This is a genomic window from Pseudomonas sp. RT6P73, from assembly GCF_054897715.1.
The window spans coordinates 2,587,062-2,612,685 of sequence record NZ_JBUBUV010000002.1 but is presented as its reverse complement, the minus strand read 5'-3'; the positions used below and the strand labels follow the sequence as shown (position 1 = coordinate 2,612,685).

The window sequence follows — 25,624 nt, the reverse complement described above, 5'->3', positions numbered from 1 at the left end:
GTTTTGAGCACTGACTTACACTGCGTACACCCAATGCACACGAATGACTGTTCAACGGATCGAGAGGTCCCACAGCAATCCGGGCATCACGAAATGATCTGGTTGAAGCCAGCATGAAAACGGTCACGGCCCCTTTCACCTGTCTACTCGCTGCCAGCCTGTGCGCGGCGGTGAGTCTCTGTGCGAATGCAGCGCCCCCTCCCAGTATCGACTGCGCCCAGGCCAAGGCATCCGTTGAGAAGCTGATCTGTCGCGATGCGCAACTGACGCAGATGGATAACGAACTGACGCGCCTTTATCGCCTGGCGCTCACGGATGAACGTTCAGTTCCGCCCCCGGACAAAGTCATCATCGACCAACAGTTCTGGATCGATGCCCGCAATGATTGCCCCTCCGGGCCGGAGCTCAAGACGTGCATCATCCGAAGTTATGCCGAGCGCGCGCACCAGCTACGCCAAGGCTCGGCCATTGTCAGGACCAAGGATCCGGACCGACTCACCGAAGGCCCGCTGGCTTTTCGTTGCGAAGGGTTCAACGCGCTGATTGCCGCCACCTTCTTCAACACGCAGCCGGGCGTCGTGTACCTGAAATGGGCGAACACCGCGATCACCCTGACCCAGGTGCAGAGTGAGTCGGGAAACCGATACATCGGCAAGGATTCCCAAGGGAACTACAGCTTCTGGCAAGACGGCGGCGTGGTGCTTTTCCAGAAGCCTGGCTCAAGGGAAATGAGTTGTACGGTCGAACCGGTTGGCTGATGGTTTTGGCGCAACTCAGTGCCCGCGAATGTAATGCTCCAGCTGCCGAATCAGATCGGCTTGCTCGACGATGGCTTCCTTGACCAGATCGCCAATCGACAGCAGGCCGATCAGTTCACCATCGTCCACCACCGGCAAATGACGCAAATGACTGTCGGTCATGACCGCCATGCAGCGCTCGATGCTCTGCTGACTCGGCGCAGTCACCACGGGCGCGCTCATGATGTCGCGTACCGGCGTACCCACCGAAGAACGCCCCAGCAGCACGACCTTGCGGGCATAGTCGCGCTCGCTGATCACCCCGACCACCTGCCCGTTTTCGATGACGGGAAGTGCCCCGACGTTCTTTTCGGCCATGATCTTCAGGGCCTCCAGAACCATTTCATCCGGCGCGATGCTATGCACCTGACGGTTTTGCACGACCTTGAGTTTGAGCAGCTGTGCGGCTGTTTTCATAAATGGCTCCAATTCTGTGGCGCGATGCCGTTAATGACCTTTAAGCCACTCCGACTTCCACCACCCCACCGTTCAACCGCACCGGCCAGACCCGCAAACGCTGTTGCGGGTACTCCAGGCAACTGCCGTCCTCAAGACGGAAATGCTGTTTGTAGATTGGCGACGCAACGACCAGATCACCCTTGATGCTGCCGACCAAGCCGCGGCCGATGACATTCGCCCCGGATTGCGGATCATGGTTGTCGATGGCGTACAGGGTCTTGCCCTCGGCACCCGGCAGGTAAAACAGCGCCACTTGCGCGCCGTCGAGCCACACGACCACGCCGGAGTTGTCGACCAGGTCCTGTTGCTCGCACACGATTTGCCAGGCGTCGGTGTTTTTCAGGGAAGCAATGCGGCGGGTAGTGGGCTGGCTCATCAGGCAATCTCCTCGGTGACAGGGATAAGGTTGAGTTCGGCGGCCATGATCGGGCGCCGCTGGCCGCGTTCCTGGACAAAGTGGATGTCCGGGTCCGGGCGTTTATCGTTGACGAAAGTGCGGAAACGCTTGAGTTTTTCCGGGTCCTTGAGGGCGTTGGCCCACTCGCATTCATAGCGGTCGACCACCAACTGCATCTGCGATTCGAGTTCTTCACCCAGGCCGAGGCTGTCGTGGATGATCACGTCCTTGAGGAAATCGAGACCGCCCTCCAGGCTTTCGCGCCAAACCGAGGTGCGCTGCAATTTGTCGGCGGTGCGGATGTAGAACATCAGGAAGCGGTCGATGTAGCGGATCAGGGTTTCATCGTCCAGGTCGGTGGCGAACAGCTCGGCGTGACGCGGGCGCATGCCGCCGTTGCCGGCGATGTAGAGGTTCCAGCCTTTCTCGGTGGCGATCACGCCAACGTCTTTGCTCTGGGCTTCGGCGCACTCGCGGGTGCAACCGGACACGGCGAACTTGAGCTTGTGCGGCGAACGCAGGCCCTTGTAGCGGTCCTCGATAGCCAGCGCCATTTTCACGCTGTCCTGCACGCCGTAACGGCACCAGGTGCTGCCGACACAGGACTTCACCGTGCGGGTGGATTTGCCGTAGGCATGCCCGGTTTCGAAGCCCGCTTCAATCAGCTCGGCCCAGATGTCCGGTAACTCGTGCAACTGCGCGCCGAACAGGTCGATCCGCTGGCCACCAGTGATTTTGGTGTAGAGGTCGTATTTCTTCGCCACCACGCCGATGGCGATCAGTTTGTCGGCGGTGATCTCACCACCGGGAATACGCGGCACCACCGAATAGGTACCGTTTTTCTGCATGTTGGCCATAAAAGTGTCGTTGGTGTCCTGCAGCGGCACCAGCGAGGCGTCCATGATCGGCTGGTTCCAGCACGACGCGAGGATCGAACCCACTGCGGGTTTGCACACGTCGCAACCGGTGTGGCCACGGCCGTGTTTGGCCAGCAGTTCTTCGAAGGTGATCACCCCTTCTACCCGCACCAGCGCATAAAGCTCCTGACGGGTGTACGCGAAGTGTTCGCACAGGCTTTTATCGACACTGACGCCACGGGCAATCAGTTCATGCTCGAAGACCTGTTTGAGCAGCCCGGCGCAACCGCCGCAGCCGGTGCAGGCCTTGGTCTGCGACTTGAGCAGGCCGAGGTCGGTGCAGCCGCCGTCGATGGCCGAGCAAATCGAGCCCTTGGTGACGTTGTGGCACGAGCACACCGTGGCCGACTCGGGCAATGCGCCCGGGCCCAAGGTCGGTGCGCCTTCGGGGGACGGCAGAATCAGACTGGCGGGTTCCGCTGGCAGCGCAATCGCGTTCTGCATGTATTGCAGCAGCGTGTCGTAATAGCTGTTGTCACCGACCAGCACCGCGCCGAGCACGTACTTGCCGGTCGCATCCACCACCAATCGGCGGTAGCTGGCGGTGGTTTCGTCGATGAATTGATAACTACGCGCGCCCGGCGTGCTGCCGTGCGCATCGCCGATGGAGCCGACATCGACGCCCAGCAGCTTGAGCTTGGTCGACATGTCCGCGCCCATGAACGGCTCGGCGGCCTCGTTGCACAACAGTGCGGCCACACCGCGCGCCATCTGGTAACCCGGGGCGACCAGGCCAAAAATGCTGCCGTTCCACGCAGCACACTCGCCGATGGCGTAGATGTGCGGATCGCTGCTCAGGCATTGGTCGTCAATCACGATGCCGCCACGCGGGCCGACTTCCAGCGAGCACTGGCGGGCCAAGGTGTCTTGGGCGCGGATACCGGCGGAGAACACGATCAGGTCGGTTTCGAGAAATTCGTCATTGGCGAAATTCATCCGGTAGCGATATTCCTCGCCGACACTGATCGATTGAGTGCCACATGACAGGTGAACACCGACGCCGAGACGTTCGATCTGTGCCTTGAGCGCACGACCGCCCTGCTCGTCCAGCTGCACCGGCATCAGACGCGGGGCAAACTCCACGACATGGGCTTCCAGGCCCAGGCTTTTCAGGGCGTTGGCGGCTTCCAGCCCAAGCAAGCCACCGCCGACCACCACGCCACGTCGGGCATTGGCCGCAGCGGCACGGATCGCATCGAGGTCTTCAAGGGTGCGGTACACCAAGCGCGAATCGCCCTCGGCGCCTTCGATCGGCGGCACAAACGGATAGGACCCGGTAGCCAGGACCAATTTGTCGTAGGCGACGCAACCTTGAGCGGTGATCACCTCGCGCCGGGTGCGGTCGATTTCCAGCACCGGCACACCCAGGTGCAAGGTCACGCCCGGCGTCTGGTACAGCGAGGCTTCACCCAAGGCGAGCGACTCGGCATCACGGCCGGTGAAGTATTCGGAAAGGTGCACGCGGTCGTAGGCACGCATCGGCTCCTCGCTGAACACGTGCAACTGATAGTGATCAAGGGCGCCGCGCTCTATCAGCTGTTCGACACAATGATGCCCGACCATGCCATTACCGATCACGATCAGCGTTTGCAGCTTGTTCAACGCGGCCACATTGGAATTCATAAGAAGCACCCGGCTCAGTTCAAAAAGCAAAAAAAAACGCCTGAAACCTTGCGGTTCCAGGCGTCTTTGCCTGTTCTTTTGCGGTGTTGAAACCAGACGTCTATGCCTGACCCACCGATGTTGCCCACGAATCGATCGTCGTTGACCGAGGGGGCTACCCACTCGACTGCGATTGCGGTGGGCCTGATCGATGTAATGCAGCGATTGTGCCAAGCGCTGATTGTCGCGGTTCTACGGCTCCCGTCGGCGCTTAAAGGGTATGAACTCTGCAGTTTCTGCCTTGGCTTAGTGCATGCAGCAGCACGAAAGCTTTATTAAAGTGCATCGGCATGCCTGGATTACAGATACCAGCGATACTCCCGCGCACTGATCTCCTGCATGAACGCCAGATGATCCTGGCGCTTGTTCTCGCAATACACATCCACGAACTCCGCGCCGAGCCCTTCGCGAAGGTGCGGTTGATGCTGCATGGCGCGCACCGCTTCGAGCATTTCCAGCGGGAAATCGACTCCACTGTTGCGGTCTTCGTTGAGCGGCTGGATCGGCTCGTTGCCCGCTTCCAGGCCATGTTCCAATCCCACCAGAATCGCCGCCAACACCAGGTATGGGTTGGCATCGGCGCCGGACAGGCGATGTTCAATGCGCAGGTTTTTCGCATCGGATTCCGGAATGCGCAGGCACGCATCACGATCCTCAAACCCCCAGCTCGCCCGCGTGGCGATGTTCGTCGTGCCGCCCAAACGGCGAAACGCGTTCTGGTTGGGCGCGAAGATCGGCATGCAATGCGGCAGCAGCTCCAGACAACCCGCCACGGCATGACGCAGCGATTGCTGCTGGTTCGCCGCGAGGATGTTATTGCCAGCCGCATCGTAAAGGCTGACATGCACGTGCATGCCGCTGCCGGGGTGCTGCAAGTAAGGTTTGGCCATGAAACTGGCGCGGTAACCGTGTTTCAGGGATACGCCACGGCTGCTGCGACAAAACAAGGCCGCCCAGTCCGCCGCGCGTAAGCCATCATCGAGATGACCGAAATTGATTTCGAACTGACCCGGGCCGAGTTCGGCAGTGATCACCGTGCTATCGATGCCTTGCGCCCGAGACGTCTCGACCATGTCATCGAGTACCGGGGCAAAGCGTGACAGGCGTTCGATGTGCATGTTCGGTTGATCATCGGCATCGTCGGTCAGGCCATCACGGGGAAATTGCGGCAGCCCGTCGCGCAGCTTTTTATCGAACAGATAGAACTCCAGCTCGAACGCCACCACCGGATGAATGCCTTTGCCCGCGAGCCGGTCCAGCACCTGCGCCAGAACCTGGCGCGGCTCGAAAACAATCGGATTGTCAGTGCCGTCGGAGGTGATCAGCATTTGCCCCAACGGTTGCCCCTCCCAGCTCACCGGTTTGAGTGTGCCCGGCACCAGCCGGCGCAGTGCATCCGGGTCGCCGTCGTTAAAGCAGTAATCGCCAATCTTGAACAACCCGCCCTGCACGCCCAGCAGCACACAGTTTTGCGGCAGTTTCAGCGCGCTGCCGGCCGCGACCTTTTCCAGCATGTCCACGGGGTAGCGCTTGCCGTAGAAGTGCCCCGGAATGTCCAGGGAAATCAGGTCGACGTAACGTACATCAGGGTAGCGTTGGCGGAAGGCTTGCACCTCGGCCAGCAGATCAGCGTCCATCATCGTTGGTCCTATTGTGGTTATCAGGTGTAAACCCAAAGCACTCGCGTGAGGTGCTCGGTGAGGTTGCCGTAACGGCATCGGGTATGGCTGTCGAACTGAAAGCTGTCGCCGGTCTGCAAGGTGACGGCGTCGTCATCACCCAACCACAGCGTCAACTCGCCTTCGAGCACGTAACCGCCCTGTTCCGAGCTGTCAGTCAAATGCCGCTCGCCACTGCTGGCGCCGGCTTCGAGGTGACTTTCGAGCATGGAGAATGAAGCGCGCATTTTCGGCGACACCAGGATGTCGGTGATGCCATTGGCGTAGTACAACGTGCGGCGTTCATCCGGCCGGGTGACCCACGGCAGTTCCTTGGGTTTTGGCAAGCTGTAGAAGTAAGTCGTCGGCACGCCCAGGGTTTCGCTGATCGCCGTCAGGTCGGCCACGGTGGGCCGTGACAGGCCGCGTTCGACTTGCGAGAGAAAGCCTACGGAGCGACCGATCTGGTCGGCCAGGTCCTTCAAGGTGTACTTCTTGTGCTTGCGCAGATCGTGAATAAGGATCGCCAGCGCAGCGATTTCTTCTTGCTTGTTCATGCCTGGATTTCCGCCAAGTAATTCATCAAATGCTGTCGCGCAGTCGATACCACGCCTTGCCGATGGCTTCCAGCGGCGCCGCCAGGTGTTTACCGCCGGGGAAGCTGGGGTTGCTCAACCCCTGATACAACGCCAATTCATCCGCTTGACCGAGAATCGCGTCGGACACGGCGCGGGCGGCGGCCAGCGTTGGCAGCACGCCATGCCCGGAGTAGCCCTGGAGCCAGTAGCGATCACCCCATCTGCCAATGTCCGGCGTGCGTTTGAGCGTCAGGTCAATATGCCCGCCCCAAGCGAATTCCAGCTCTACGCCTTTGAGCTGCGGAAAAACCCGCTCCAGAAACGGCCGGGTCGCGCCGGCAATGTCCTTGGGCATGCCGCCCAGATACGTGCAGCCACCGCCGAACAGCAGACGGTTGTCCGGCGTGCGACGGAAATAGTCGAGGACGAACTGGTTGTCGGTGACGCAGACGTTGCTCGGCAACAGCGCAGTGGCCTGTTCGGCCGTCAGCGGTGCGGTGGCAACTTGGTAAGTTCCCACCGGCAGCACGCAACTGGCCAGTTGCGGGTCGAGCCGGTCAAGGTAGGCATTGCAGGCCAGCACCAGCACATCTGCGCGAATCGACCCGCGTTCGGTGTTCACCAGGAACTGACCGCCCTCTTCTCGATAACTCAACGCCTTGCTTTGTTCATGGATACGGCCGCCCGCCCGTTCGATGGCGGCGGCCAGGCCGAGGGCCAGTTTCAGCGGGTTCAGGTGGGCGCCCTCGGGGTCGTAAAGCCCTGCCTGGTAGCGCTCGCTGGCCACCCATTCCGGCAACTGCTCACGGCGGATGAACTGCAAGCCATCGTGGCCCCACTTGTGACTGGCTTCGTGCTGCCACTCAGTCAGCAGACCGACCCGACGAGGCATGACCGACGTCCACAAATGGCCGGCGCGGTAGTCACAGTCAAAACCGTGGCGAGCCGGCAACTCCCGCAGTTCTTGCGCGGCCCAGCGCATGCCGTCCCACAACCGCCGCGCACGTTCATAGCCCAGCGCTGCTTCCAGCGGTGGCATGTCGCACGACCAGCCAAGAATGGCCTGACCGCCATTGCGCCCTGACGCTGCCCACGCCACGCGGCTGGCTTCCAGCAGTGTCACGCGTTTGCCGGCCAAGGCCAGACGCAACGCGGTGTGCAGGCCGCTGAAGCCGGCACCGATGATCACGATCTCGGTGTTTTGCTCACCGTCAAGCGCCGGCCGGTTGGTCAGGCGATCAGCGCAACTGTGGGCGTAATAGCTGGCGACATGCTGCGTGGACTGCTGAAACATACAAGCCTCATGAAATTATCTTTTTATAATTTCATGAAAAACTACAGCATAAATTTCATTCTGACAACTCACGCGTTTGGCGATTTGTGCCAGGGATAGCCTTTCGCGCTGAGTTGATAGGCGTAATCGAACAGACGTTTCATGTACTCGCCGTCGAATTTCTGATTGCGCGGACACATAAAATCGGCGCCGATGTACGCCAGATTGAACTCCGCCCCATCCTGCTGGGCGATGCGGTAAATGCGATCGAGGTCGCTGATCCCCTGGGTCTGGATCAAGGTGCTGATGGCGCGACCGCCAATGCTCAAGGTTCGGCGCTTGGTGCCGGACCATTGCGGCACCAGTTTGCCGTTGCGAATGACATAGAAATGCCGCTCCCGACGTATGCGCGCGCCGGTTACGCTGTTCAGCGCCACCACGGTGCCCGGCGGGTAAAGGAAAACCTGAGTGAGGACGCCTCCGTCCACGTGCATTTCCTGAAACTGTTTGCCGTCGACCTCCACATCGATCATCACTGGTGAGACGGCGCCGGGAATGCTCATCGACGCGATCATGATGTTGCGAAACAGGTGCAGCGCTCCCGGTGCTCCGCTGGACGCAATCGCGCCCATGTTCCAGGTGACAGGCCGTCCGGCATCCAGATCGGTGGTACCGATCATCAGCAGTCTTCCCTTGGCGTATTGCGCGGCGATAGCCGCGAGCACGTCGGCGGTGATGTACTTGGCAATGAGCCGTGCCAGTGGCTTGCTGTCCGCGATACCGTCGCTGGCCAGGCGAGTCAGCACACTTCGCGAATGGAACACGTCTTTGGGACCGATCGCGCTGCAGATCCCCAGAATGACGCTGTCGTACTCAGGCCCCAGGTAAGCGAACGGGGCGACCAGGGCGCCCGCGCTGATGCCGGTGACGACCTTGAAAGCAGGTCGGCTCCCATGCAAGGTCCAGCCCGCAATGATGCCTGCCGCGAAAGTGCCGGCGTCGCCGCCCCCCGAAATGGCCAGGTAATAGCCCCGTGGCAGCCTATCGGGCGGCAACGCTGAGTCGGCGAGCGCCTCGACCTCTCGATCATTGGCTAAAGTCGCGTCCCGAATGAACAGCGTCAGGTCCTGGTCCAGCCAGTAGCGCGCATTCGGGATGCCCGGGATGACCGCTTGTTCCGTCAGCGCTTGCGGCACCGCGTCACGGCGTTGCAGGCAGCCCTCACGCAGCATGTTCATCGTTGAGGCGCTGGGCCTGGGCAGAAATGGTTTCACAACGCTTCCTCCTGTCCCTGCCATCGACAGAGCACGCGCTTGACTGACTCGGTGAAATTGGCCTCAGCCATCATGCGCGCGCCCCACACACCCATGACTACTTTTCAGTCGGGCGGTGGTCTCCTGAAGACCAGCAGTTTGCCGGTGGCTCGCTGCACCACCTTGTCATTCTGATTGAGGGTTTCCATGAACATCGTCACCACGCCCCGGTCGGGCTTGGTGCTGGACGGGTCGATGGCCTGCACGGTGCATTGCAGGCGCAACAGGTCGTCGGGATAGGTCGGCGTCGGCCAGCTCAGTTCGATGCCCAACCCGATGATGCCGTCCGCCAGCGGTACGCTTTCCACCAGCAGCTTCATGGTCAGGGCGGCGGTGTTCCAGCCGCTGGCGGCCAGGCCGCGAAACAGACTCAGCTCGGCGGCTTCAGGATCGAGGTGGAACGGTTGCGGGTCATACTCCTGAGCGAAGGCCAGCATCGACGCTCGATGGACGCGCAGGCTGTCGCTTTCGAACTGCTGACCCAGGCTCAGGTCATCGAGGTAGAGTTTTTCCCAGGAATGTACGGTCATGATTCATCCCTCCGCGGAGTATTACGAATAGCCGAGTTCGCTGAGATCGATCGCCACCAGCAGGGCCTCCTTGTCAGCCTGGCCGTTCTCTGCGCGTCGGTAGGCACGCCGCTTGCCGGGCATGCGCAGCCCGTCAGCTTCGATGTAGTCAGACAAATATTGGGCAGCTGGCATACCACCACTGACGTCGACGGTGTAGTCGTGTCGGCGCAACAGGAAGTCTTCGCCGAAGTAGAAATCCTGTACGGCGCAGTGCGTGGCGATGCTTTCGGGAAAATGCACCCGCAAGCGGCGCCAGCGCTGTGCTGCCTCTTGCCAGGGTTCGATCTCCTCGGTCACCACACCCGGTAACATGAACAGGAACGGCATGGTCAGGTAGGACCAGAGCGCATAGCCGTTAAAGTACGCGCGATGCAGTGGATCCCAAGGGGTGTTTTCGTCGTGGTCGCGGAAGGATTCCCGGGGCGCCTGGCGCTCGGCAACCACCTTCCCGTCGGTGGTTTCGATGGCGATTCTGTCGGGTGTGTAGGCCGTACGTTTGTCCGGACCACCGAAGGGAGTCACCGAGGCTTTCTGTTCGTGCAGCCACACAGTCATCTGTCGGGGGGCGCTGTCCTGCGTCAGCCCTTTCGCGCCCCAGAGCGAACCACCGGTCACCAGCGTGGCGCGTACGGTGTTGAAGCTGTTCCAGCGGTCCAGACCACCGTGGGCGATCAGCACCTGATCCAGCAGTTGATATTCCTGCGCACTCACAGTGGCGGCCCTCCTTCCTCCAGTGGTCGATCCTGCACCCATTGCCAGAATAATTGATAGCCGACGGCAAGCACTACCGGCCCGATGAACAGCCCGATGATGCCGCTGGTGACCATGCCGCCCAGGGCGCCAATCAGCACCACCGGCATCGGCACATCGACACCGCGGCCCAACAGCAAGGGTTTGAGGACGTTGTCCACCAGGCCGGCAATGAACACATAAATGGCAAAGATGATGGTCGCCGTGCTGGCCCCTTCGGTGGCGAAGACAAAGCCAATCACCGGCAGCGTAATCAGCGACACAGGCAACTGCATGATCCCGAGCAGCAGCACCGCCAAGGCCAGCAAACCGGCACCGGGCACACCCTTGAAGACAAAACCGAGGCCCACCAGCAGCATCTGGATGAAGGCGATGCCGACCACGCCCAGTGCTACAGCACGAATCGTCGCGGTGCACAGTTCGGCGATTTTCGGCCCTCTGGCCGGACCACTGACTCTCGAGGCAATCTGGACCGCGGCGCGGCTGCCGCCTTCACCATGGGCCATGAAAATCCCGGCAATGATCAAGGCGAAGATAAACGTGAGGAAGCCCATGCCGACGCCGGCGAGTTTGCCCAACAGGCCCAGGCTGGCGTGTTTGATCTGCGGCACGTATTTCGCGGTCAGATCGGGAAGATTGGTAGAGGCCTGCAGCCATAAATCAGAGAGTGGCTGGCCTACCAGCGGCCAACTGGCGACTGAGTCGGCCGGCGGCGGAATGTGAAAGCCGCCGCCCTTGACGATTTCCATCGCATGCTCGACTGAATCGGCAATCGAGGTGCCCAGCAAGTAGATCGGCACCATCAGAATGACGATGGCGACCAGGATGATCAGCGTCGCGACGTGCCCCGGTTTGTGCGTCCCCCGAATCCGCTCTTGCAGCGGATAGAGGGTGATTGCCAGGATCAGCGACCACAGCATCAAGTCGCGGAACGGGCTGAATATCTCGAAGCAGAACAGCACCAGGACGGCGATCAGCCCGGCACGAATCAGCACATCGAGCAGCGTGTGAGTGAGCGTTTTCTCGGAAAAAGGCGTGGGCTCCACAAATGCCTCCTTGCAGGTCACTGCAACGGTAGCGGATCGGTTAGCCCAGCATAGACGCTCAAGACCCGACGCGAATCCTCATCGCAGTTTCAGCGGGTCGACCAGTTCGGCGGCAATGGCCATGCCGACCAGGTCCGGCAGGGTATTGGCCTGCATGCGCTTCATCACGCGCGAGCGATACAGGTCGACGGTTTTCGCGCTGACGCCCAGTTGCTCGGCGATTTCGCGGGTGGTGTAACCCTGCACCAGCGGCAGCAACACATCGCGCTCCCGCGGAGTCAGCGTCAGCAAGCGGGCCTGTAAGGCTTCATGGCCCTGATTGCCCGAACGGTTGGCGGCGCAGTTGCTGAGTGCCTGTTGCACGCTGTCCAGCAACAACTGCTCGTTGTAGGGTTTCTCGATGAAGTCGTGGGCGCCGGCCTTGAAGGCACGCACCACGATCGGCACATCGGCGTGGCCGCTGACGAAAATGATCGGCAGGTTCAGCTCACGTGCGCGCATTTCTTCCTGCACGTTCAAACCGCCCATGCCAGGCATGCGCACATCGAGCAGCACACAGGCATCGAGCGTGGCATCACAGGCACTGAGAAACTCCACGCCACTGGTAAACGGCAAGGCCTTGAGCCCGACCGATTCCAGTAGCCAGACCGTTGAATCGAGCATGCCCTGGTCATCGTCGACCACATACACCACGTGCTCCGTCACACCTGCCATTGCATTATTCCTGTTGTTGTTTTGTTGGGCCGGCAAGCGGCAAGCGGCAACTCATCAGCAACCCGACCGGCCGGCGTCGGGCCTGCAGTTCACCGCCAAAACCTTCGATGATGCTGCGGCTCATGGACAAGCCAAGGCCCAGCCCTTCGGCCTTGCTGGTATAGAACGGGGTAAATATCTGCTCCAGTTCGGGCTCGCTGACGCCCGGACCCTGGTCTTGCACACTGATTTCCACCGTTGCGCCACCGCCCTGCTCCGCCGCCATGACGATCAGCGATGGCTGCCCCGGATGTTGTTCGCGGTTGGCGTCGATGGCATTGCGCAACAGATTGAGCAGTACCTGCTCCAGCAACACCCGGTCGGCATAAACGGGCGGCAGATTATCCGGCAGTCGATCCTCGATTGTCACTTGGCAATTACTCGCCTCCCAGGCACACAAACGCACGGCTTCGCGGGCGACGTCGGTAAAATTCAGCGCCTGCATGCGGCGTTGGCCCTTGCGCAGAAACGCCCGTAGACGCTTGATCACTTCCGAGGCATGGGTGGCGTGATGGGTGATGCGTTGCAGCCCCTGGGCCACTCTTTCGGCGGCCTGCGGGTTGGTATCGAGTGTTAGTAGATAGCGCTGGCTGGCATTGGCGTAATTGACCACCGCGGCCAATGGCTGGTTGATTTCGTGGGCAATGCCCGAGGCCAGTTCACCCAGCGTGACCAGCCGCGCGGTGTGGGCCAATTCGTCTTGATGGCGGCGCTGTTGTACTTCACGCAGTTCATGCTCGGTCATGTCCCGCGCCACCAACGAGTAATAGCGCTCGCCGCCGGCCGAACGGTGCGCCAGCAGCACCAGTGACACCGGCACTGAAGTGCCGCCACCGGGTGGTTGCAACCGCGCATCGGTGCTCCACACGCCGTCGCGCTCGGCGCTGCTCCAGCCGTCACGTTGCAGGCGCGTCAGGTCTGCGCTGGAAAACAATTGCGCCAGGGCCGGCATCGGTTGTTCCTCGTCGATAACGAGGATGCGCCGCGCCGCCGGGTTGAGGTAAGTCACTTGCCCGTCAGGGTCGATGAACAGAACCGGATCGGTGTTGGCCTCGACGACTTCGGCCAGGCGCCGCTTGTTCTCCTCGGCTTGCACGCGGGCAGTGATGTCCCGGGAGACGCTGACCACTTCGACCACCGCGCCGGTGTAGGTTTCACGAATCGCCCGACTGGCGGTTTCGAACCACAGGTAATGACCGGCACGATGGCGGATGCGGTACGTCATGGTGTGATAACCGTCCTGCTCCAGAGCGTCTCGCGCGCGCTGCACCAGGTTGGCGAGGTCCTGGCCATGGAACAGACCCTGGGCCATTTGCCCGCGCAACTCCTCTGGCCAATAGCCGAGCAATGTCCAGGACGCCGGCGAGGCATCGAGAAAACGTCCGTCCGGGGTGTGCCGGGAAATCAGGTCGGTGGTGTTCTCGATGATCAGCCGATACAACCGGCGTGCCGTGGCTGCTTCACGTTCGGCCAGCACTTGGACCGTGGCATCGCGGCATCGAGCGAGCACGCGGTTGTCCTGGGGATCGGGGATAAAGGTCCAGATCAGAATCTGCGCCTCGAACTGAGCTTCCACCCCTTCGATGGCGCGCTGCTGGTCCAGGCAGGCGCGCACCAGCACCCGGTGATTCACTGGCAAAAAGCCCAGCACCTCGGTCAGTGATTTTTCTGCGAGTAAGGCCAGCAACGCCGCATTGAACTCCAGCGGCCGGCCCTGCGCATCGAGCAACAGGCTCGGTTGCGGGTCGTGACCCAACAGCGGCGAACCCCGCAGCATGCCATTGACGCTACTGAGCAAGGTCGTCAGCAAATCCTGCACCCAACCGAGCCAGTCAAGGCTCACGCCGTCACAGACTTCCACCAACAACAGGCCTGCCTGCCCCGCCTGCAAGGCCAGATCAAACACCTGGCCATGGCTGATTGCCGCCCGGCGCAACCGGCCGGACAGCCAGCAATCGAGCTGCCGCACTTGCGCCAGGTCCAGGCGCCCCGTCTCGATCAGCCGATCAAACAGCAACTGATCGCTGGCCAGCGACGGATCGCCCAGGCCGGGAGGAAAATGCTGGGCCGCGCCCTCGTGGCTGTAAATCCGCGCATTGGGTTGCCAGCTCAGGTAAACCGCCCTCCGCACCTCGGGACATTCCTGCAACGCACGGCACAACGCATCCGCCCGGGCGGCCAGAGACACGCCTTCGCGTTGCAGGCGCAACCAGCTGTGCAATCGAACGGGGGTCAGGGTCATCACGGGTCCGCTTTGTCGGGGGAGCCAAGAATATACTGGCTCTAGAGGTATCGCCGCATTCATTTGGAAGCCGAAGAATCAAATATAGTACATCTACTATACTGCGTAGGTTGTACTTCCATATGCGTGGCAGATTGTTATATAAAGCAAGCCTGACAAAAAGGATGACTTCAGCGGCTACGCTGAACAGGCCATCCATAGAGCTAACAATCAGCCACCGAGTACCCGTCATGTCGATCTATGAACAAGGGCTAGGCCCTTCGGCTGTCAATCACATTGCCTTGTCTCCGCTCAGCTTTATCGAGCGCACCGCCAGCGTTTACCCTCACTACCCGGCCGTCATCCACGGTTCGATTCGTCGTACCTGGGCGCAGACCTACACCCGTTGCCGACGTCTGGCCTCGGCGCTGGCCGGTCGCGGCATCGGCATCAACGACACCGTGGCGGTGATGCTGCCCAATATCCCCGAGATGCTTGAAGTGCATTTCGGCGTGCCGATGATCGGCGCCGTGCTCAATCCGCTCAACGTGCGCCTGGATGCCGAAGCCATTGCCTTCATGCTGCAGCATGGCGAGGCCAAGGTACTGATCACCGACCGTGAGTTCCACGACGTGATTCACGCGGCCATCGGCATGCTCGATCACCCGCCGCTGGTGATCGACGTCAATGACCCGGAATACGGTGAAGGCCAGGCCGTCAGCGACCTTGACTATGAAGCGCTGCTGGCCGAGGGCGATCCGGACTTCGCCTGGCAATGGCCGGCCAACGAGTGGCAAGCCATTTCGCTGAACTACACCTCCGGCACCACCGGCAATCCGAAAGGCGTGGTTTACCACCATCGCGGCGCGTACCTGAACTCGCTGGGCAACCAGATGACCTGGGCCATGGGCAACCATCCTGTGTACCTCTGGACCTTGCCGATGTTCCATTGCAACGGGTGGTGCTACCCGTGGGTCATTACCGCAATGGCCGGCGTGCATGTGTTCCTGCGCCGGGTCGATCCGCAGAAAATCCTCACCCTGATCCGCGAGCATCAAGTGACGCACCTGTGTGCTGCACCGATTGTGCTGAATGCCTTGGTCAACATGCCGGAATCGGCAAAAGCGGCCATCGATCACCCGGTCAACGCCATGGTGGCGGGTGCTGCACCGCCGGCCAAAGTGATCGGTGCCGTGGAAGAAATGGGCATCAAGGTCACTCACGTCTATGGCCTGACCGAAACCTACGGCCCGGTGACGCTCTGCGCCTGGCATGCCGAATGGGATGAGCTGCCGCTGGATGACCGAGCGCAAATCAAATCCCGTCAGGGCGTGCGCTACCCGACGCTCGAATGCGTGATGGTCGGCGATTCGAAAACGCTGGAACCCACTCCGCGTGACGGTCAGACCATCGGTGAGATCTTCATGCGCGGCAACACCGTAATGAAGGGCTACCTGAAGAACCCGACCGCCACCGCCGAAGCGTTCGAAGGCGGCTGGTTCCACACCGGTGACCTGGCGGTGTGTCATCCCAATGGTTATGTCGAGATCAAGGACCGACTCAAGGACATCATCATTTCCGGCGGCGAGAACATTTCCACCATCGAGCTAGAAGGCGTGCTGTATCGCCATCCGGGCGTGATGGAAGCGGCCGTGGTGGCCCGTCCCGATGAAAAATGGGGCGAAACCCCTTGCGCCTTTGTCACCTTGAAGGCTGATCACCAGGACGTTCGTGAGGCCGACATCATCAGTTTCTGCCGCGAGCATCTGGCCGGTTTCAAAGTCCCGCGCACGGTGATCTTTACCCTGTTGCCGAAAACATCCACCGGCAAGATCCAGAAGTACGTTCTGCGCGACAGGGCTAAAGCGCTCTAACCGAACCGACGTTTTACCCAACAAGCGGCAGGTGCCTTTACCTGCCGCTTAGGGTTCGTGCAGGCCGAATTCGGCGCTGCCCTGGCCCCGGACACATAACAAAAACAAGGTGGAGCCACCCATGATCGACATCCATTCAACCGATACCCAACGTTGCGAACGCATTCGGACCAACCCGAAATTCCTTCAATTGGTGAGCAGTCGTTCGCGCCTGGCCTGGTCGCTGAGTGCCGCCGTACTGTGCACTTACTACGGGTTCATGCTGGTGGTGGCGTTTGCCCCGCAGTGGCTGCATGCGCCGATCGCCGAGCATCGGATGTTGACCCTGGGCATGCCGGTGGGCGCGGCGATCATCATTTTTTCCTGGCTCCTGACCGGTTGGTACGTCTACCGCGCCAACACGCGCTTCGATGCACTGGGCGCCGCCATCCTCGAGGAGAGCAAGTGATGAACCTGTTCCGTACGCTCATCCTCGCCACTGCCGGTCTGTTGCCGGCCTCCGTCGCCCTCGCCGCCCCGGTCGTAGGCGCGGTGGAAAAACAACCGCTGAACCTGCATGCCATCGGCATGTTCTTCGTCTTCGTGCTGGGTACGCTGGCGATTACGTGGTGGGCCGCGCGGCAAACCAAATCCACGTCTGACTTCTACACCGCAGGCGGTGGCATTACCGGGTTCCAGAACGGTCTGGCGATTGCCGGCGACTACATGTCCGCGGCCACGCTGCTGGGGTTGTCCAGCCTGGTATTCGCCAAGGGCTACGACGGCTTCATCTACACCATCGGCTTCTTCGTCGGCTGGCCGATCATCACTTTCCTGATGGCCGAACGTCTGCGCAACCTGGGCCGCTACACCTTCGCCGACATCGTTTCCTATCGACTGGACCAGAACAAAGTGCGGATCTTCGCCGCGTTCGGTTCGCTGACGGTGGTGTGCTGCTACCTGATCGTGCAGATGGTCGGTGCCGGTCAGTTGATCAAGTTGCTGTTCGGTCTCGACTATCCGGTTGCCGTGGTGATCGTCGGTGCGTTGATGCTGGTCTACGTGATTTTCGGCGGCATGATCGCCACCACGTGGGTGCAGATCATCAAGGCTGTTTTGCTGCTTGCTGGCGGCACGACCCTCGCGGTCATGGCCATGTCGCAGTTCGGTTTCAGCTACGAAACCCTGGCGGACAAAGCCGTCCAGGCCCATGCCAGCGGCTGGAACATCATGGGCCCCGGCTCGATGCTCGCCGACCCGATCAACACCGCTTCGATGTCACTGGGCCTGGTGTTCGGGATTGCCGGTCTGCCGCACATCCTGATGCGCTTCTTCACCGTGCCGAACGCCAAGGAAGCGCGCAAGTCGGTGTTCTACGCCACCGGTTTCATCGGCTTCTTCTTCCTGGTTGTCTGCACCCTGGGCTTTGCCGCGATGGTGATCATCGGCACCGACCCGCAGTACTACGTCAATGGTGAAGTCGGCGGCGCCTTGATCGGCGGCGGCAACATGGTCGCCATGCACCTGGCCAAAGCGGTGGGTGGCAACCTGTTCTTCGGTTTCCTCTCGGCCGTGGCCTTCGCCACCATTCTTGCGGTGGTCTCCGGGCTGGCACTGGCCGGTGCTTCAGCGATTTCCCATGACCTCTACGCCACGGTGTTCAAGAAGGGCAAAGCCAGCCAGAAACAGGAAATGCGCGTGACCCGCATGGCCACGGTGGGCCTTGGCATCATCGCGATTCTGCTGGGCATTCTGTTCGAGAAGATGAACGTCGCTTTCCTGGTAGGCCTGACCTTCGGCATCGCCGCGTCGACCAACTTCCCGGTGCTGATCATGGCCATGTACTGGAAAGGCCTGACCACCAAAGGCGCGATCATCGGCGGTTTCGCCGGCCTGATCTGCGCGCTGGTACTGGTGATCCTGTCGCCAGCGGTGTGGGTCACCGTGCTCGGCCATGCCCACGCGATCTTCCCGTACGACCACCCGGCGCTGTTCTCCATGCCGCTGGCGTTCTTCGTGATCGTCATGGTGTCGAAACTCGACCGCAGCGTGCGGGCCGACAAGGAGCGCGATGCCTACGCTGATCAGTTCGTTCGCGCCCAGACCGGCCTCGGCGCCGCCAGCGCTTCCGCTCATTGATTGAAAGGGCACGGCCCGCCGTTGCTGCGCCGTGCCCATCGCACACCTTTTGAGGTTCACGTTATGCCCGAATTCAACGCCCCGCTGCGCGACATGCGCTTTGTGCTGCATGAAGTGTTCGACGCCCCGGCCCTGTGGGCACGCCTGCCGGCCCTGGCCGACAGCGTCGATGCCGCCACCGCTGACGCCATTCTTGAAGAGGCGGCGAAAGTCACCTCGCACCTGATTGCGCCGTTGAATCGCAGCGGCGACGAAGAAGGTGCCCAGTGGCTTGATGGCCAGGTCAGCACGCCGATCGGTTTCAAACAGGCTTATGCCACCTACATCAAAGGCGGTTGGGTGGGCCTTTCGGGTAACGCAGATTTTGGCGGCATGGGCATGCCGAAGATGCTCGCCGTGCAGTTCGAAGAAATGCTCTACGGCGCCAATTCCAGCTTCGCCCTGTATTCGGCGTTGAGTTCCGGTGCCTGCCTGGCGCTGGATGCCCACGCCAGCGAGACCCTGAAAAATCTGTATTTGCCTCCGATGTACGAAGGCCGTTGGGCCGGCTCCATGTGCCTGACCGAAGCCCACGCCGGCACCGACCTGGGGATCATCCGCACCCGCGCCGAACCTCAGGCCGACGGCAGCTTCAACATCACCGGCAGCAAGATCTTCATCACCGGTGGCGATCAGGACCTGACCGAAAACATCGTTCATCTGGTGCTGGCCAAACTGCCGGACGCGCCGGCCGGGCCGAAAGGCATTTCACTGTTCGTGGTGCCCAAAGTGCTGGTGAATGCCGACGGTTCCCTCGGCGAGGCCAACGCCGTGAGCTGCGGTTCGATCGAACACAAGATGGGCATCAAGGCCTCGGCCACCTGCGTGATGAACTTCGACGGCGCCAGTGGCTGGCTGGTCGGCGAAGCCAACAAAGGCCTGGCGGCGATGTTTACCATGATGAACTACGAACGCTTGTCCATCGGCATTCAGGGCATTGGCTGCGCCGAGGCGTCCTATCAGAGCGCCGTGGCTTACGCCCGCGAACGTGTTCAGAGTCGCGCGCCGACCGGTGCGATTGCCCCGGACAAAGTGGCGGACCCGATCATCGTCCACCCGGATGTGCGCCGCATGCTGCTGAGCATGAAAGCCATGACCGAAGGTGGCCGCGCGTTCGCCAGTTATGTCGGGCAGCAACTGGACCTGGCGAAGTTTTCCGATGACGCCAAGGAGCGGGACAACGCCCAAACCCTGGTCGCGCTGCTGACCCCGGTGGCCAAAGCGTTCTTTACCGACACTGGCCTGGAAAGCTGCATCAACGGTCAGCAAGTGTTCGGCGGCCATGGCTACATCCGCGAATGGGGCCAGGAACAATTGGTCCGTGACGTGCGCATCGCGCAGATCTACGAAGGCACCAACGGCATTCAGGCCCTGGACTTGCTGGGACGCAAAGTGCTCGCCGATAGCGGCGCCGCGTTGCGCCAGTTTACCGGTGAGATCCGTCATTTCGCCCATCAGCCCGATGCGCCCTACTCCGTCCAGTTGTTCGATGCCGTGCAGCGTCTGGAAGACCTGAGCGACTGGCTGCAGGATCAGGCGGCGACCAATCGCAACGAGGTCGGCGCGGCTTCGGTCGAGTATTTGCACCTGTTCGGTTACGTCGCTTACGCCTGGCTTTGGGCGCGCATGGCTCAGGTGGCCAAGCAAAAGCTGCACGAGGACCCGAGGTTCTACGGCGCGAAAATCGCCACCGCCGATTTCTACATCCATCGCCTGCTGCCGCGCATTTTGAGCCTGGAGCAATCCATTCGCGCGGGCAGCGCCTCCTTGTTTGGCCTGAGCGCCGAACAGTTCTAACGATTGAACCGCACGCGGCGCCACGCTCCTCTCGATTCGGCGTTCGCGTTTTTTTATTGATAAGCCCTCGCCCACTTGGCGAGGGCCGCGGGACCTGTCTTTCCATAATAAAAACAAAGGGGCTACACCATGGACCGCAACACCCGCACCCTCGCTACCCGACTGTTGCTGGCCGGCGGCGTCATCAGCCTCTCGGCCCCCGCCGCTGCTGACTTTGTCAAAGACAGCAAGGCCAGCCTCGAGCTGCGCAACTTCTATTTCAACCGTGATTATCGTCAGAACAACGCCGCCCAATCCAAACAAGAGGAATGGGCCCAGGGATTCCTGCTGCGCTATGAGTCGGGCTTCACCGACGGTTTGATCGGTGTCGGTTTCGATGCCATCGGCCTGGTTGGCGTCAAGCTCGATTCCAGCCCTGATCGCGCGGGTTCCGGCCTGCTCAAACGGCATCGCGACACGAGCAAAGGGGCGCAGGACGAGTACGGCGAACTGGGTTTGACCGCCAAACTGCGCGCCTCCAAAAGCACGCTGAAACTCGGCACGCTGCTGCCGAAACTGCCGACGGTGCTGGCCAACGATTCACGGCTGTTGCCGCAAGCCTTCAAGGGCGGTCAGTTGACCTCGCTGGAAATTGAAGGCCTGACCGTGGATGCCGGGCGGCTGACCCAGGTCAACCAGCGTGACTCTTCCGACTACGAGGACATGGGCATCACCCGAACCGGAGCCAAAGGCATCACCACGCGGCATGTCGACAGCGACAGCTTCGATTTCGCCAGCCTGAACTACAAATGGACCAACAATCTCGCCACCGGCTACAGCTACGGTCACCTCGACAACTTCTACAGCCAGCACTTGGTGAACCTGACCTACGTGATGCCGGTCACGACAGGCCAATCGCTCAAGACCGACCTGCGCTTTGCCCGTTCCACGGATGATGGCGGCAGCAATGTCGACAACAATGCCATTGGCGCGATGTTCACCTACAGCCTCGGCGGGCACGCGTTTGGCCTGGGTTATCAAGGCATGAGCGGCGACACCGGTTTTGCCTACGTCAACGGCACCGATGCGTTCCTGGTGAACTTCGTGCAGATCGGTGACTTCGCCAGCAAGGACGAAAAATCCTGGCAGGCGCGTTACGACTACAACTTTGCAGCCATGGGCGTGCCGGGGTTGACCTTCATGACTCGCTATATCACTGGCGACAATATTGACTTGGGTGGCAACCGTCCGGAAGGCAAGGAATGGGAGCGGGATACGGACATTGGTTATGTGGTTCAGAGCGGTCCGCTGAAAAATGTCGGGGTGAAATGGCGTAATGCGACGGTGCGTTCGACTAATTTTGGCAGCGATCTCGATGAGAATCGCTTGATCGTCAGCTACACCCTGCCGATTTGGTAAAACTGCATAACGGCCACCACCGCTTCGCCAGCAAGCCGGCTCCTACAAGGTTTGTGTCGTTCATAAAACATCGGCACACCGGGATTCTGTAGGAGCCGGCTTGCTGGCGAAGGGGCCTTCAACGACTCCCGGAATGTCGGCCCCGACCTCTCCCCCTCCCCGACACCATCCCGCGGCCGTAGCCATAGTAGGTTAAGATGCCTGCAAACCAGGCTCGCCACGAGACGCCCCGCATGCCAGATAACAGTCGGAACACGCCCCGTCTGATCAAGAAATACCCCAATCGCCGACTGTATGACACCCACACCAGCAGTCATTTGACGCTGGCGGATGTGCGCCAATTGGTCGTCGATAAAATTGCGTTTCAGGTGGTCGACGCCAAGAGCGGCGAAGACCTGACGCGCAGCATTCTGCTGCAAGTGATTCTGGAAGCCGAAAGCGGCGGTGAGCCGATCTTCACCAGCGAGATGCTGATGGGGATTATCCAGTTTTACGGTCCGTACCAAGGCGTGCTCGGCAGCTACCTGGATAAAAGCATCCAGACCGTCATCGACATCCAGTCCCAGACCGGCGCTCAGTCCTCCGAAGCCTGGAGCGACTTTATGCATCAGCAGGCCCCGGTCATGCAGGACCTGATGCGCCAGTATGTCGACCAGTCCAAGGCGTTGTATCTCAATACCCAGAACCTGTTCGGCATGTTCGGCGCCAAACCTGGCACCGATAGCGGGCCGAAAAAAAATGGCGATGGGGAATAAACCCATCGCCATTTTTTGTGCCGCTGGCCTGATCTGACTTACTTACCGCTGGTTGCCTTGGCGCCCGCTTCCGGCGCTGCTTTGGCGGCAGCGGCAGTGGCGGCGTCAAAATTGCTCTGAGCCACATCGGATGCCTGTTTCACCGCTTTCTGTGCGCTTTCAAACACGGTGCCGGCATTCGCCAGGCCCGACTTGAACGCAGCCACTACAGGCTCGGAGCCGGCCGGTGCATTCTTGCTGATCGCTTCAACAAACTCATTCACCTGCTGGGTGCCCGCCTCGACCTGACTCGACGTCAGTTTGGCAATGTCCGACTGCGTGCCCACGATCAGCGCTTGAACCTGACGATTGAACTCCGCCAGACGTTCGGTCTGCGCGCTCGGCTGGGTGAACGACGCCTGCAAATCAGCAAAACCTTGTGGATCACGCACGGCCAGCAGCTTGCGCACGCCTTCGAAGTGCTCTTCGGTGGAGTCGCGCAGTGCCTTGAACTGCAACTGGCTCAGCTGTTCAACGCTGGCGAAGACTTTGCCGCTGATTTGCTGCAAAAGATCGAGGTTGGCTTTCTGAGCGGTTTGCAGTTTTTCCGAATTGAAAAAAGACATGCTTGAATCTCCTGGTACTGGAAGGCCCGGATGGACCTGAGGACGCGATAGCGATCCTGCCAGACATCGCGTTAGCCTTGATATTGCAGTGCACAAAACCATTTGGCAACGTCTATTTTGTGCAGCGCACAATAAAACCCCTTCCTCGGCTGATATTCCCTATACACTCGTGAAAATCGAATGACCGGCCTGGCTTCTACTGGTCAGGGCGACATTCCCACGCATGGCGTCAGGAGTTCACGATGGGTCAGGAAGAAAATATTGCGCTGCAAGATGAAGGGCTTTCGTCTCCGTCCGGTTTATTCGAACACCTGAACCATCTGCAGCGCCTCAATACCCGCAATGTGCTCGACGCCGTGCAACAGCGCCAGGCCAAAACCTACGCGCCTTCAAGCCTTGGGCTGCTCAAACAGCCGACCGCCGCTGACTGGCAGGAATACCTCACCGACCTCGGCCAACGCAGCGTGCTGTTCTGGGACACCTTGCGTCAGCGCGGCGATAACACCCTGGCCCACGAACGCGCCGGGTATCCGCTGCTGCTCAAGTTCAATCATGAAACCCTGGTTGCCGGCGAAGACCTGCCTCGCCCGGTCAACTACTCGCTGCTGCAGATCCTCGCGGGCCCCGGGCAACGGCTCGACAGCAAAAAACAGCCGGTGATCATCATTGACCCACGGGGCGGCCACGGCTCGGGGATCGGCGGTTTCAAACAGGATTCGGTCATCGGCGAAAGCCTGCGCGCCGGGCACCCGACCTATTTCATCTCGTTCAGCCATTCGCCACGCCCGGGGCAAACCCTCGAGGACATCGTTGAAGCCCAGGCGCGGTTCATCGAAGACGTCAGCGCCCGACATCCCGCCAGCGCCAAACCCGTGGTGATCGGCAACTGCCAGGCCGGTTGGGCATTGATGGGCCTGGCGGCGACCCGTCCGGAACTGCCGGGACTGATCATCGTCAATGGCGCGCCGCTGTCGTACTGGGCTGGGGTCAATGGACGCAATCCGATGCGCTACACCGGCGGTTTGCTGGGTGGCGGCTGGATGGCACGACTGGGCAGCGACCTGGGCAATGACCGTTTCGACGGCACCTGGCTGGTGAGCAATTTCGAAAGCCTCGACCCGGCCAACGCCTTGTGGGGCAAGTACTACCACTTGTTCAGCGAAGTCGACAGCGAGGCCCCACGCTTCCTCGACTTCGAACGCTGGTGGGGCAGCCCGACGCTGCTCAATGGCGAAGAGATCGAGATGATTGTCGATGACCTGTTCATCGGTAATCAGCTGTCCGGCGGCCTCGGGCGCAAGAGCAGCGGGCTCGACCTCAAGCGCATCGAAGTGCCGGTGGTGGTGTTCTGCTCCTATGGCGACAACATCACCTCGCCGCAGCAGGCGCTGGACTGGATCACCGACGTCTATCCCAGCGATCTCGCCCTGCAAAATGCCGGGCGCACCATCGTGTACCTGCGGCACGCGAGCATCGGTCATCTGGGCATCTTCGTGTCCGGTGAAGTCGCTCGCCGTGAACACCGTGAGTTACTGGGCGCGGTCGACGCGATCAATGAACTGCCGGGCGGGCTGTATGAAATGCTCATCGAGGACCAGCCGGAAAACTCGCAAACGCCGTACGCCGTGCGTTTCGAGCCCCGGCGTATCGCCGACATCCATGGTGAGGTGCAACCGCCCCGTGACGACGATCGCGAATTCGCGCTGGTCGAGCGTGCCTCTGATTTCAACAATACGCTTTACGACGGATTTGTACGGCCGTGGTTGCGTCAGTTGATCAATGAACCGGCCGCCGAACTGATGCGCAAGGCCCATCCGTTTCACCAGCAACAAGTGATGTGGAACAGCCTGAACCCGGCGCTCTGGTGGCTGGCTGGTAGTGCCGCGCAAGTGAGCAAGGATCGCCATCGCGCCAGCCCGGCCAATCCATTGCTGGCCTGGCAGGATCTGTTTTCCAACCAGATACAGGACGCCTTGAACGCCTATCGGGACCTGCGGGATGCCGCTCAGGAAATGAGTTTTTACGGCGTGTATGGCGTGCTCAACAGCCTCACCGGCAATACATCGGGGCGAAATCTCCAGGCCCATGCCGAACAGCACGATAAAGTCCTGATCGAACGCCTTCAGGACGCCCTGCCCCTGGGCGGTTTGATGGAGGCCTTGATCCGGATCCTGTTCCTGCTGGGCCGCGACAGCGATGAGCCGGGCAAGCAAAGCGTCGAGAGGCTGATCCTGCAATTGCAGGTGCTGCTCCAGGATTACAGCGCCGAGCCGCTGGACCTGCGCGAAACCCTGCGACTGCAAAAACTGCTGGTCGCCACCCACCCGCAGGAAAGCCTGCACAGCCTGCCCCTGATGCTGTCCGAGGTCGAAGAACGCCAACAAGTGTTGGCGGCCGTCGCCAATTTGCTGCCGGAATTGTTGACCAGCGGCGCAGATAACCCGTTCTGGTGTGAGCTGCACACGCTGCTCGATGTGCCGCTGCCGGGTTTCAATCTGACTCAGCCTCCTGGCGAAACCGATGTGGTCGAGGAGAACGTCCCGGCGATAACCCCGGAGCCGATCACCCCGATAACGCAGGTGAAAACACGCAAACCTGCCAAGGGCAAAAAAGGTTCAAAAAAACCGCCAGCACCATGATGA

21 protein-coding genes are annotated in these 25,624 nt (G+C 60.7%); 8 read left to right on the top strand and 13 right to left on the bottom strand.

Annotation, left to right across the window (positions count from 1 at the left end; all coding sequences use genetic code 11):
- Positions 1 to 113 precede the first annotated feature (113 nt).
- The gene (locus tag ACYZT6_RS12640; RefSeq protein WP_462027168.1) at positions 114 to 758 is read left to right on the top strand and encodes an MliC family protein; all 645 of its coding nucleotides are present in this window, start codon (positions 114 to 116) and stop codon (positions 756 to 758) included.
- 15 nt (positions 759 to 773) lie between these two features.
- Here the strand turns inward: ACYZT6_RS12640 and ACYZT6_RS12635 are convergent, their stop codons facing one another.
- From ACYZT6_RS12635 to ACYZT6_RS12580, 12 genes are all read right to left on the bottom strand, one after another.
- The gene (locus ACYZT6_RS12635; RefSeq protein ID WP_462027167.1) at positions 774 to 1,214 is read right to left on the bottom strand and encodes a CBS domain-containing protein; all 441 of its coding nucleotides are present in this window, start codon (positions 1,212 to 1,214) and stop codon (positions 774 to 776) included.
- 40 nt (positions 1,215 to 1,254) lie between these two features.
- On the bottom strand, positions 1,255 to 1,632 hold the full coding sequence (nirD, locus tag ACYZT6_RS12630) for a nitrite reductase small subunit NirD (RefSeq protein WP_462027166.1): 378 nt from the start codon (positions 1,630 to 1,632) through the stop codon (positions 1,255 to 1,257).
- A complete protein-coding gene (gene nirB, locus ACYZT6_RS12625) occupies positions 1,632 to 4,193 on the bottom strand; it encodes a nitrite reductase large subunit NirB (protein ID WP_462027165.1) in 2,562 nt (853 codons plus the stop codon). Before nirB ends, nirD begins: the two co-directional genes overlap by 1 nt.
- A gap of 338 nt (positions 4,194 to 4,531) precedes the next feature.
- Positions 4,532 to 5,872: a glutamine synthetase family protein gene (locus ACYZT6_RS12620; RefSeq protein ID WP_462027164.1), complete on the bottom strand. Its 1,341-nt coding sequence runs from the start codon at positions 5,870 to 5,872 to the stop codon at positions 4,532 to 4,534.
- Positions 5,873 to 5,892: 20 nt separating this feature from the next.
- Entirely contained in the window at positions 5,893 to 6,447 is a 555-nt protein-coding gene (locus ACYZT6_RS12615) for a helix-turn-helix domain-containing protein (RefSeq protein ID WP_131058527.1), read from the bottom strand.
- 25 nt (positions 6,448 to 6,472) lie between these two features.
- Positions 6,473 to 7,762, bottom strand: coding sequence for an NAD(P)/FAD-dependent oxidoreductase (locus tag ACYZT6_RS12610; RefSeq protein ID WP_462027163.1), 1,290 nt, complete (start codon positions 7,760 to 7,762; stop codon positions 6,473 to 6,475).
- A gap of 68 nt (positions 7,763 to 7,830) precedes the next feature.
- The gene (locus ACYZT6_RS12605; RefSeq protein ID WP_462027162.1) at positions 7,831 to 9,015 is read right to left on the bottom strand and encodes a patatin-like phospholipase family protein; all 1,185 of its coding nucleotides are present in this window, start codon (positions 9,013 to 9,015) and stop codon (positions 7,831 to 7,833) included.
- Between the two features lie 104 nt (positions 9,016 to 9,119).
- The gene (locus tag ACYZT6_RS12600) at positions 9,120 to 9,584 is read right to left on the bottom strand and encodes a MaoC family dehydratase (protein WP_462027161.1); all 465 of its coding nucleotides are present in this window, start codon (positions 9,582 to 9,584) and stop codon (positions 9,120 to 9,122) included.
- A 21-nt stretch (positions 9,585 to 9,605) separates the two neighbouring features.
- Entirely contained in the window at positions 9,606 to 10,337 is a 732-nt protein-coding gene (locus ACYZT6_RS12595; protein WP_462027160.1) for a hypothetical protein, read from the bottom strand.
- Positions 10,334 to 11,422, bottom strand: a complete 1,089-nt coding sequence (locus tag ACYZT6_RS12590; RefSeq protein ID WP_462027159.1) for an AI-2E family transporter — start codon at positions 11,420 to 11,422, stop codon at positions 10,334 to 10,336. Before ACYZT6_RS12590 ends, ACYZT6_RS12595 begins: the two co-directional genes overlap by 4 nt.
- A 78-nt stretch (positions 11,423 to 11,500) precedes the next feature.
- Positions 11,501 to 12,136: a response regulator transcription factor gene (locus ACYZT6_RS12585; protein ID WP_134421877.1), complete on the bottom strand. Its 636-nt coding sequence runs from the start codon at positions 12,134 to 12,136 to the stop codon at positions 11,501 to 11,503.
- 4 nt (positions 12,137 to 12,140) lie between these two features.
- Positions 12,141 to 14,417 (bottom strand): PAS domain-containing sensor histidine kinase, encoded by a 2,277-nt coding sequence (locus ACYZT6_RS12580; RefSeq protein ID WP_462027158.1) that lies wholly within the window; start codon positions 14,415 to 14,417, stop codon positions 12,141 to 12,143.
- Between the two features lie 230 nt (positions 14,418 to 14,647).
- On the opposite strand from ACYZT6_RS12580, the gene ACYZT6_RS12575 reads away from it, so the two are divergent.
- The 6 genes from ACYZT6_RS12575 to phaR all read left to right on the top strand — a co-directional run bounded on the left by ACYZT6_RS12575 (position 14,648) and on the right by phaR (position 22,377).
- The gene (locus ACYZT6_RS12575) at positions 14,648 to 16,270 is read left to right on the top strand and encodes an acyl-CoA synthetase (RefSeq protein ID WP_462027157.1); all 1,623 of its coding nucleotides are present in this window, start codon (positions 14,648 to 14,650) and stop codon (positions 16,268 to 16,270) included.
- 121 nt (positions 16,271 to 16,391) lie between these two features.
- On the top strand, positions 16,392 to 16,718 hold the full coding sequence (locus tag ACYZT6_RS12570; RefSeq protein ID WP_462027156.1) for a DUF485 domain-containing protein: 327 nt from the start codon (positions 16,392 to 16,394) through the stop codon (positions 16,716 to 16,718).
- Complete coding sequence (locus ACYZT6_RS12565) at positions 16,718 to 18,388, top strand: cation acetate symporter (protein WP_462027155.1); 1,671 nt, start codon at positions 16,718 to 16,720, stop codon at positions 18,386 to 18,388. Before ACYZT6_RS12570 ends, ACYZT6_RS12565 begins: the two co-directional genes overlap by 1 nt.
- Positions 18,389 to 18,451: 63 nt before the next feature.
- Positions 18,452 to 20,224, top strand: a complete 1,773-nt coding sequence (locus ACYZT6_RS12560; protein WP_462027154.1) for an acyl-CoA dehydrogenase C-terminal domain-containing protein — start codon at positions 18,452 to 18,454, stop codon at positions 20,222 to 20,224.
- 129 nt (positions 20,225 to 20,353) lie between these two features.
- Positions 20,354 to 21,622: an OprD family porin gene (locus ACYZT6_RS12555; protein WP_462027153.1), complete on the top strand. Its 1,269-nt coding sequence runs from the start codon at positions 20,354 to 20,356 to the stop codon at positions 21,620 to 21,622.
- Between the two features lie 233 nt (positions 21,623 to 21,855).
- On the top strand, positions 21,856 to 22,377 hold the full coding sequence (phaR, locus tag ACYZT6_RS12550) for a polyhydroxyalkanoate synthesis repressor PhaR (protein WP_462027152.1): 522 nt from the start codon (positions 21,856 to 21,858) through the stop codon (positions 22,375 to 22,377).
- A 38-nt stretch (positions 22,378 to 22,415) separates the two neighbouring features.
- Here the strand turns inward: phaR and phaP are convergent, their stop codons facing one another.
- Positions 22,416 to 22,982, bottom strand: coding sequence for a TIGR01841 family phasin (gene phaP / locus ACYZT6_RS12545; RefSeq protein ID WP_462027151.1), 567 nt, complete (start codon positions 22,980 to 22,982; stop codon positions 22,416 to 22,418).
- A 242-nt stretch (positions 22,983 to 23,224) separates the two neighbouring features.
- On the opposite strand from phaP, the gene ACYZT6_RS12540 reads away from it, so the two are divergent.
- The gene (locus ACYZT6_RS12540; RefSeq protein ID WP_462027150.1) at positions 23,225 to 25,621 is read left to right on the top strand and encodes a DUF3141 domain-containing protein; all 2,397 of its coding nucleotides are present in this window, start codon (positions 23,225 to 23,227) and stop codon (positions 25,619 to 25,621) included.
- Positions 25,622 to 25,624 lie beyond the last annotated feature (3 nt).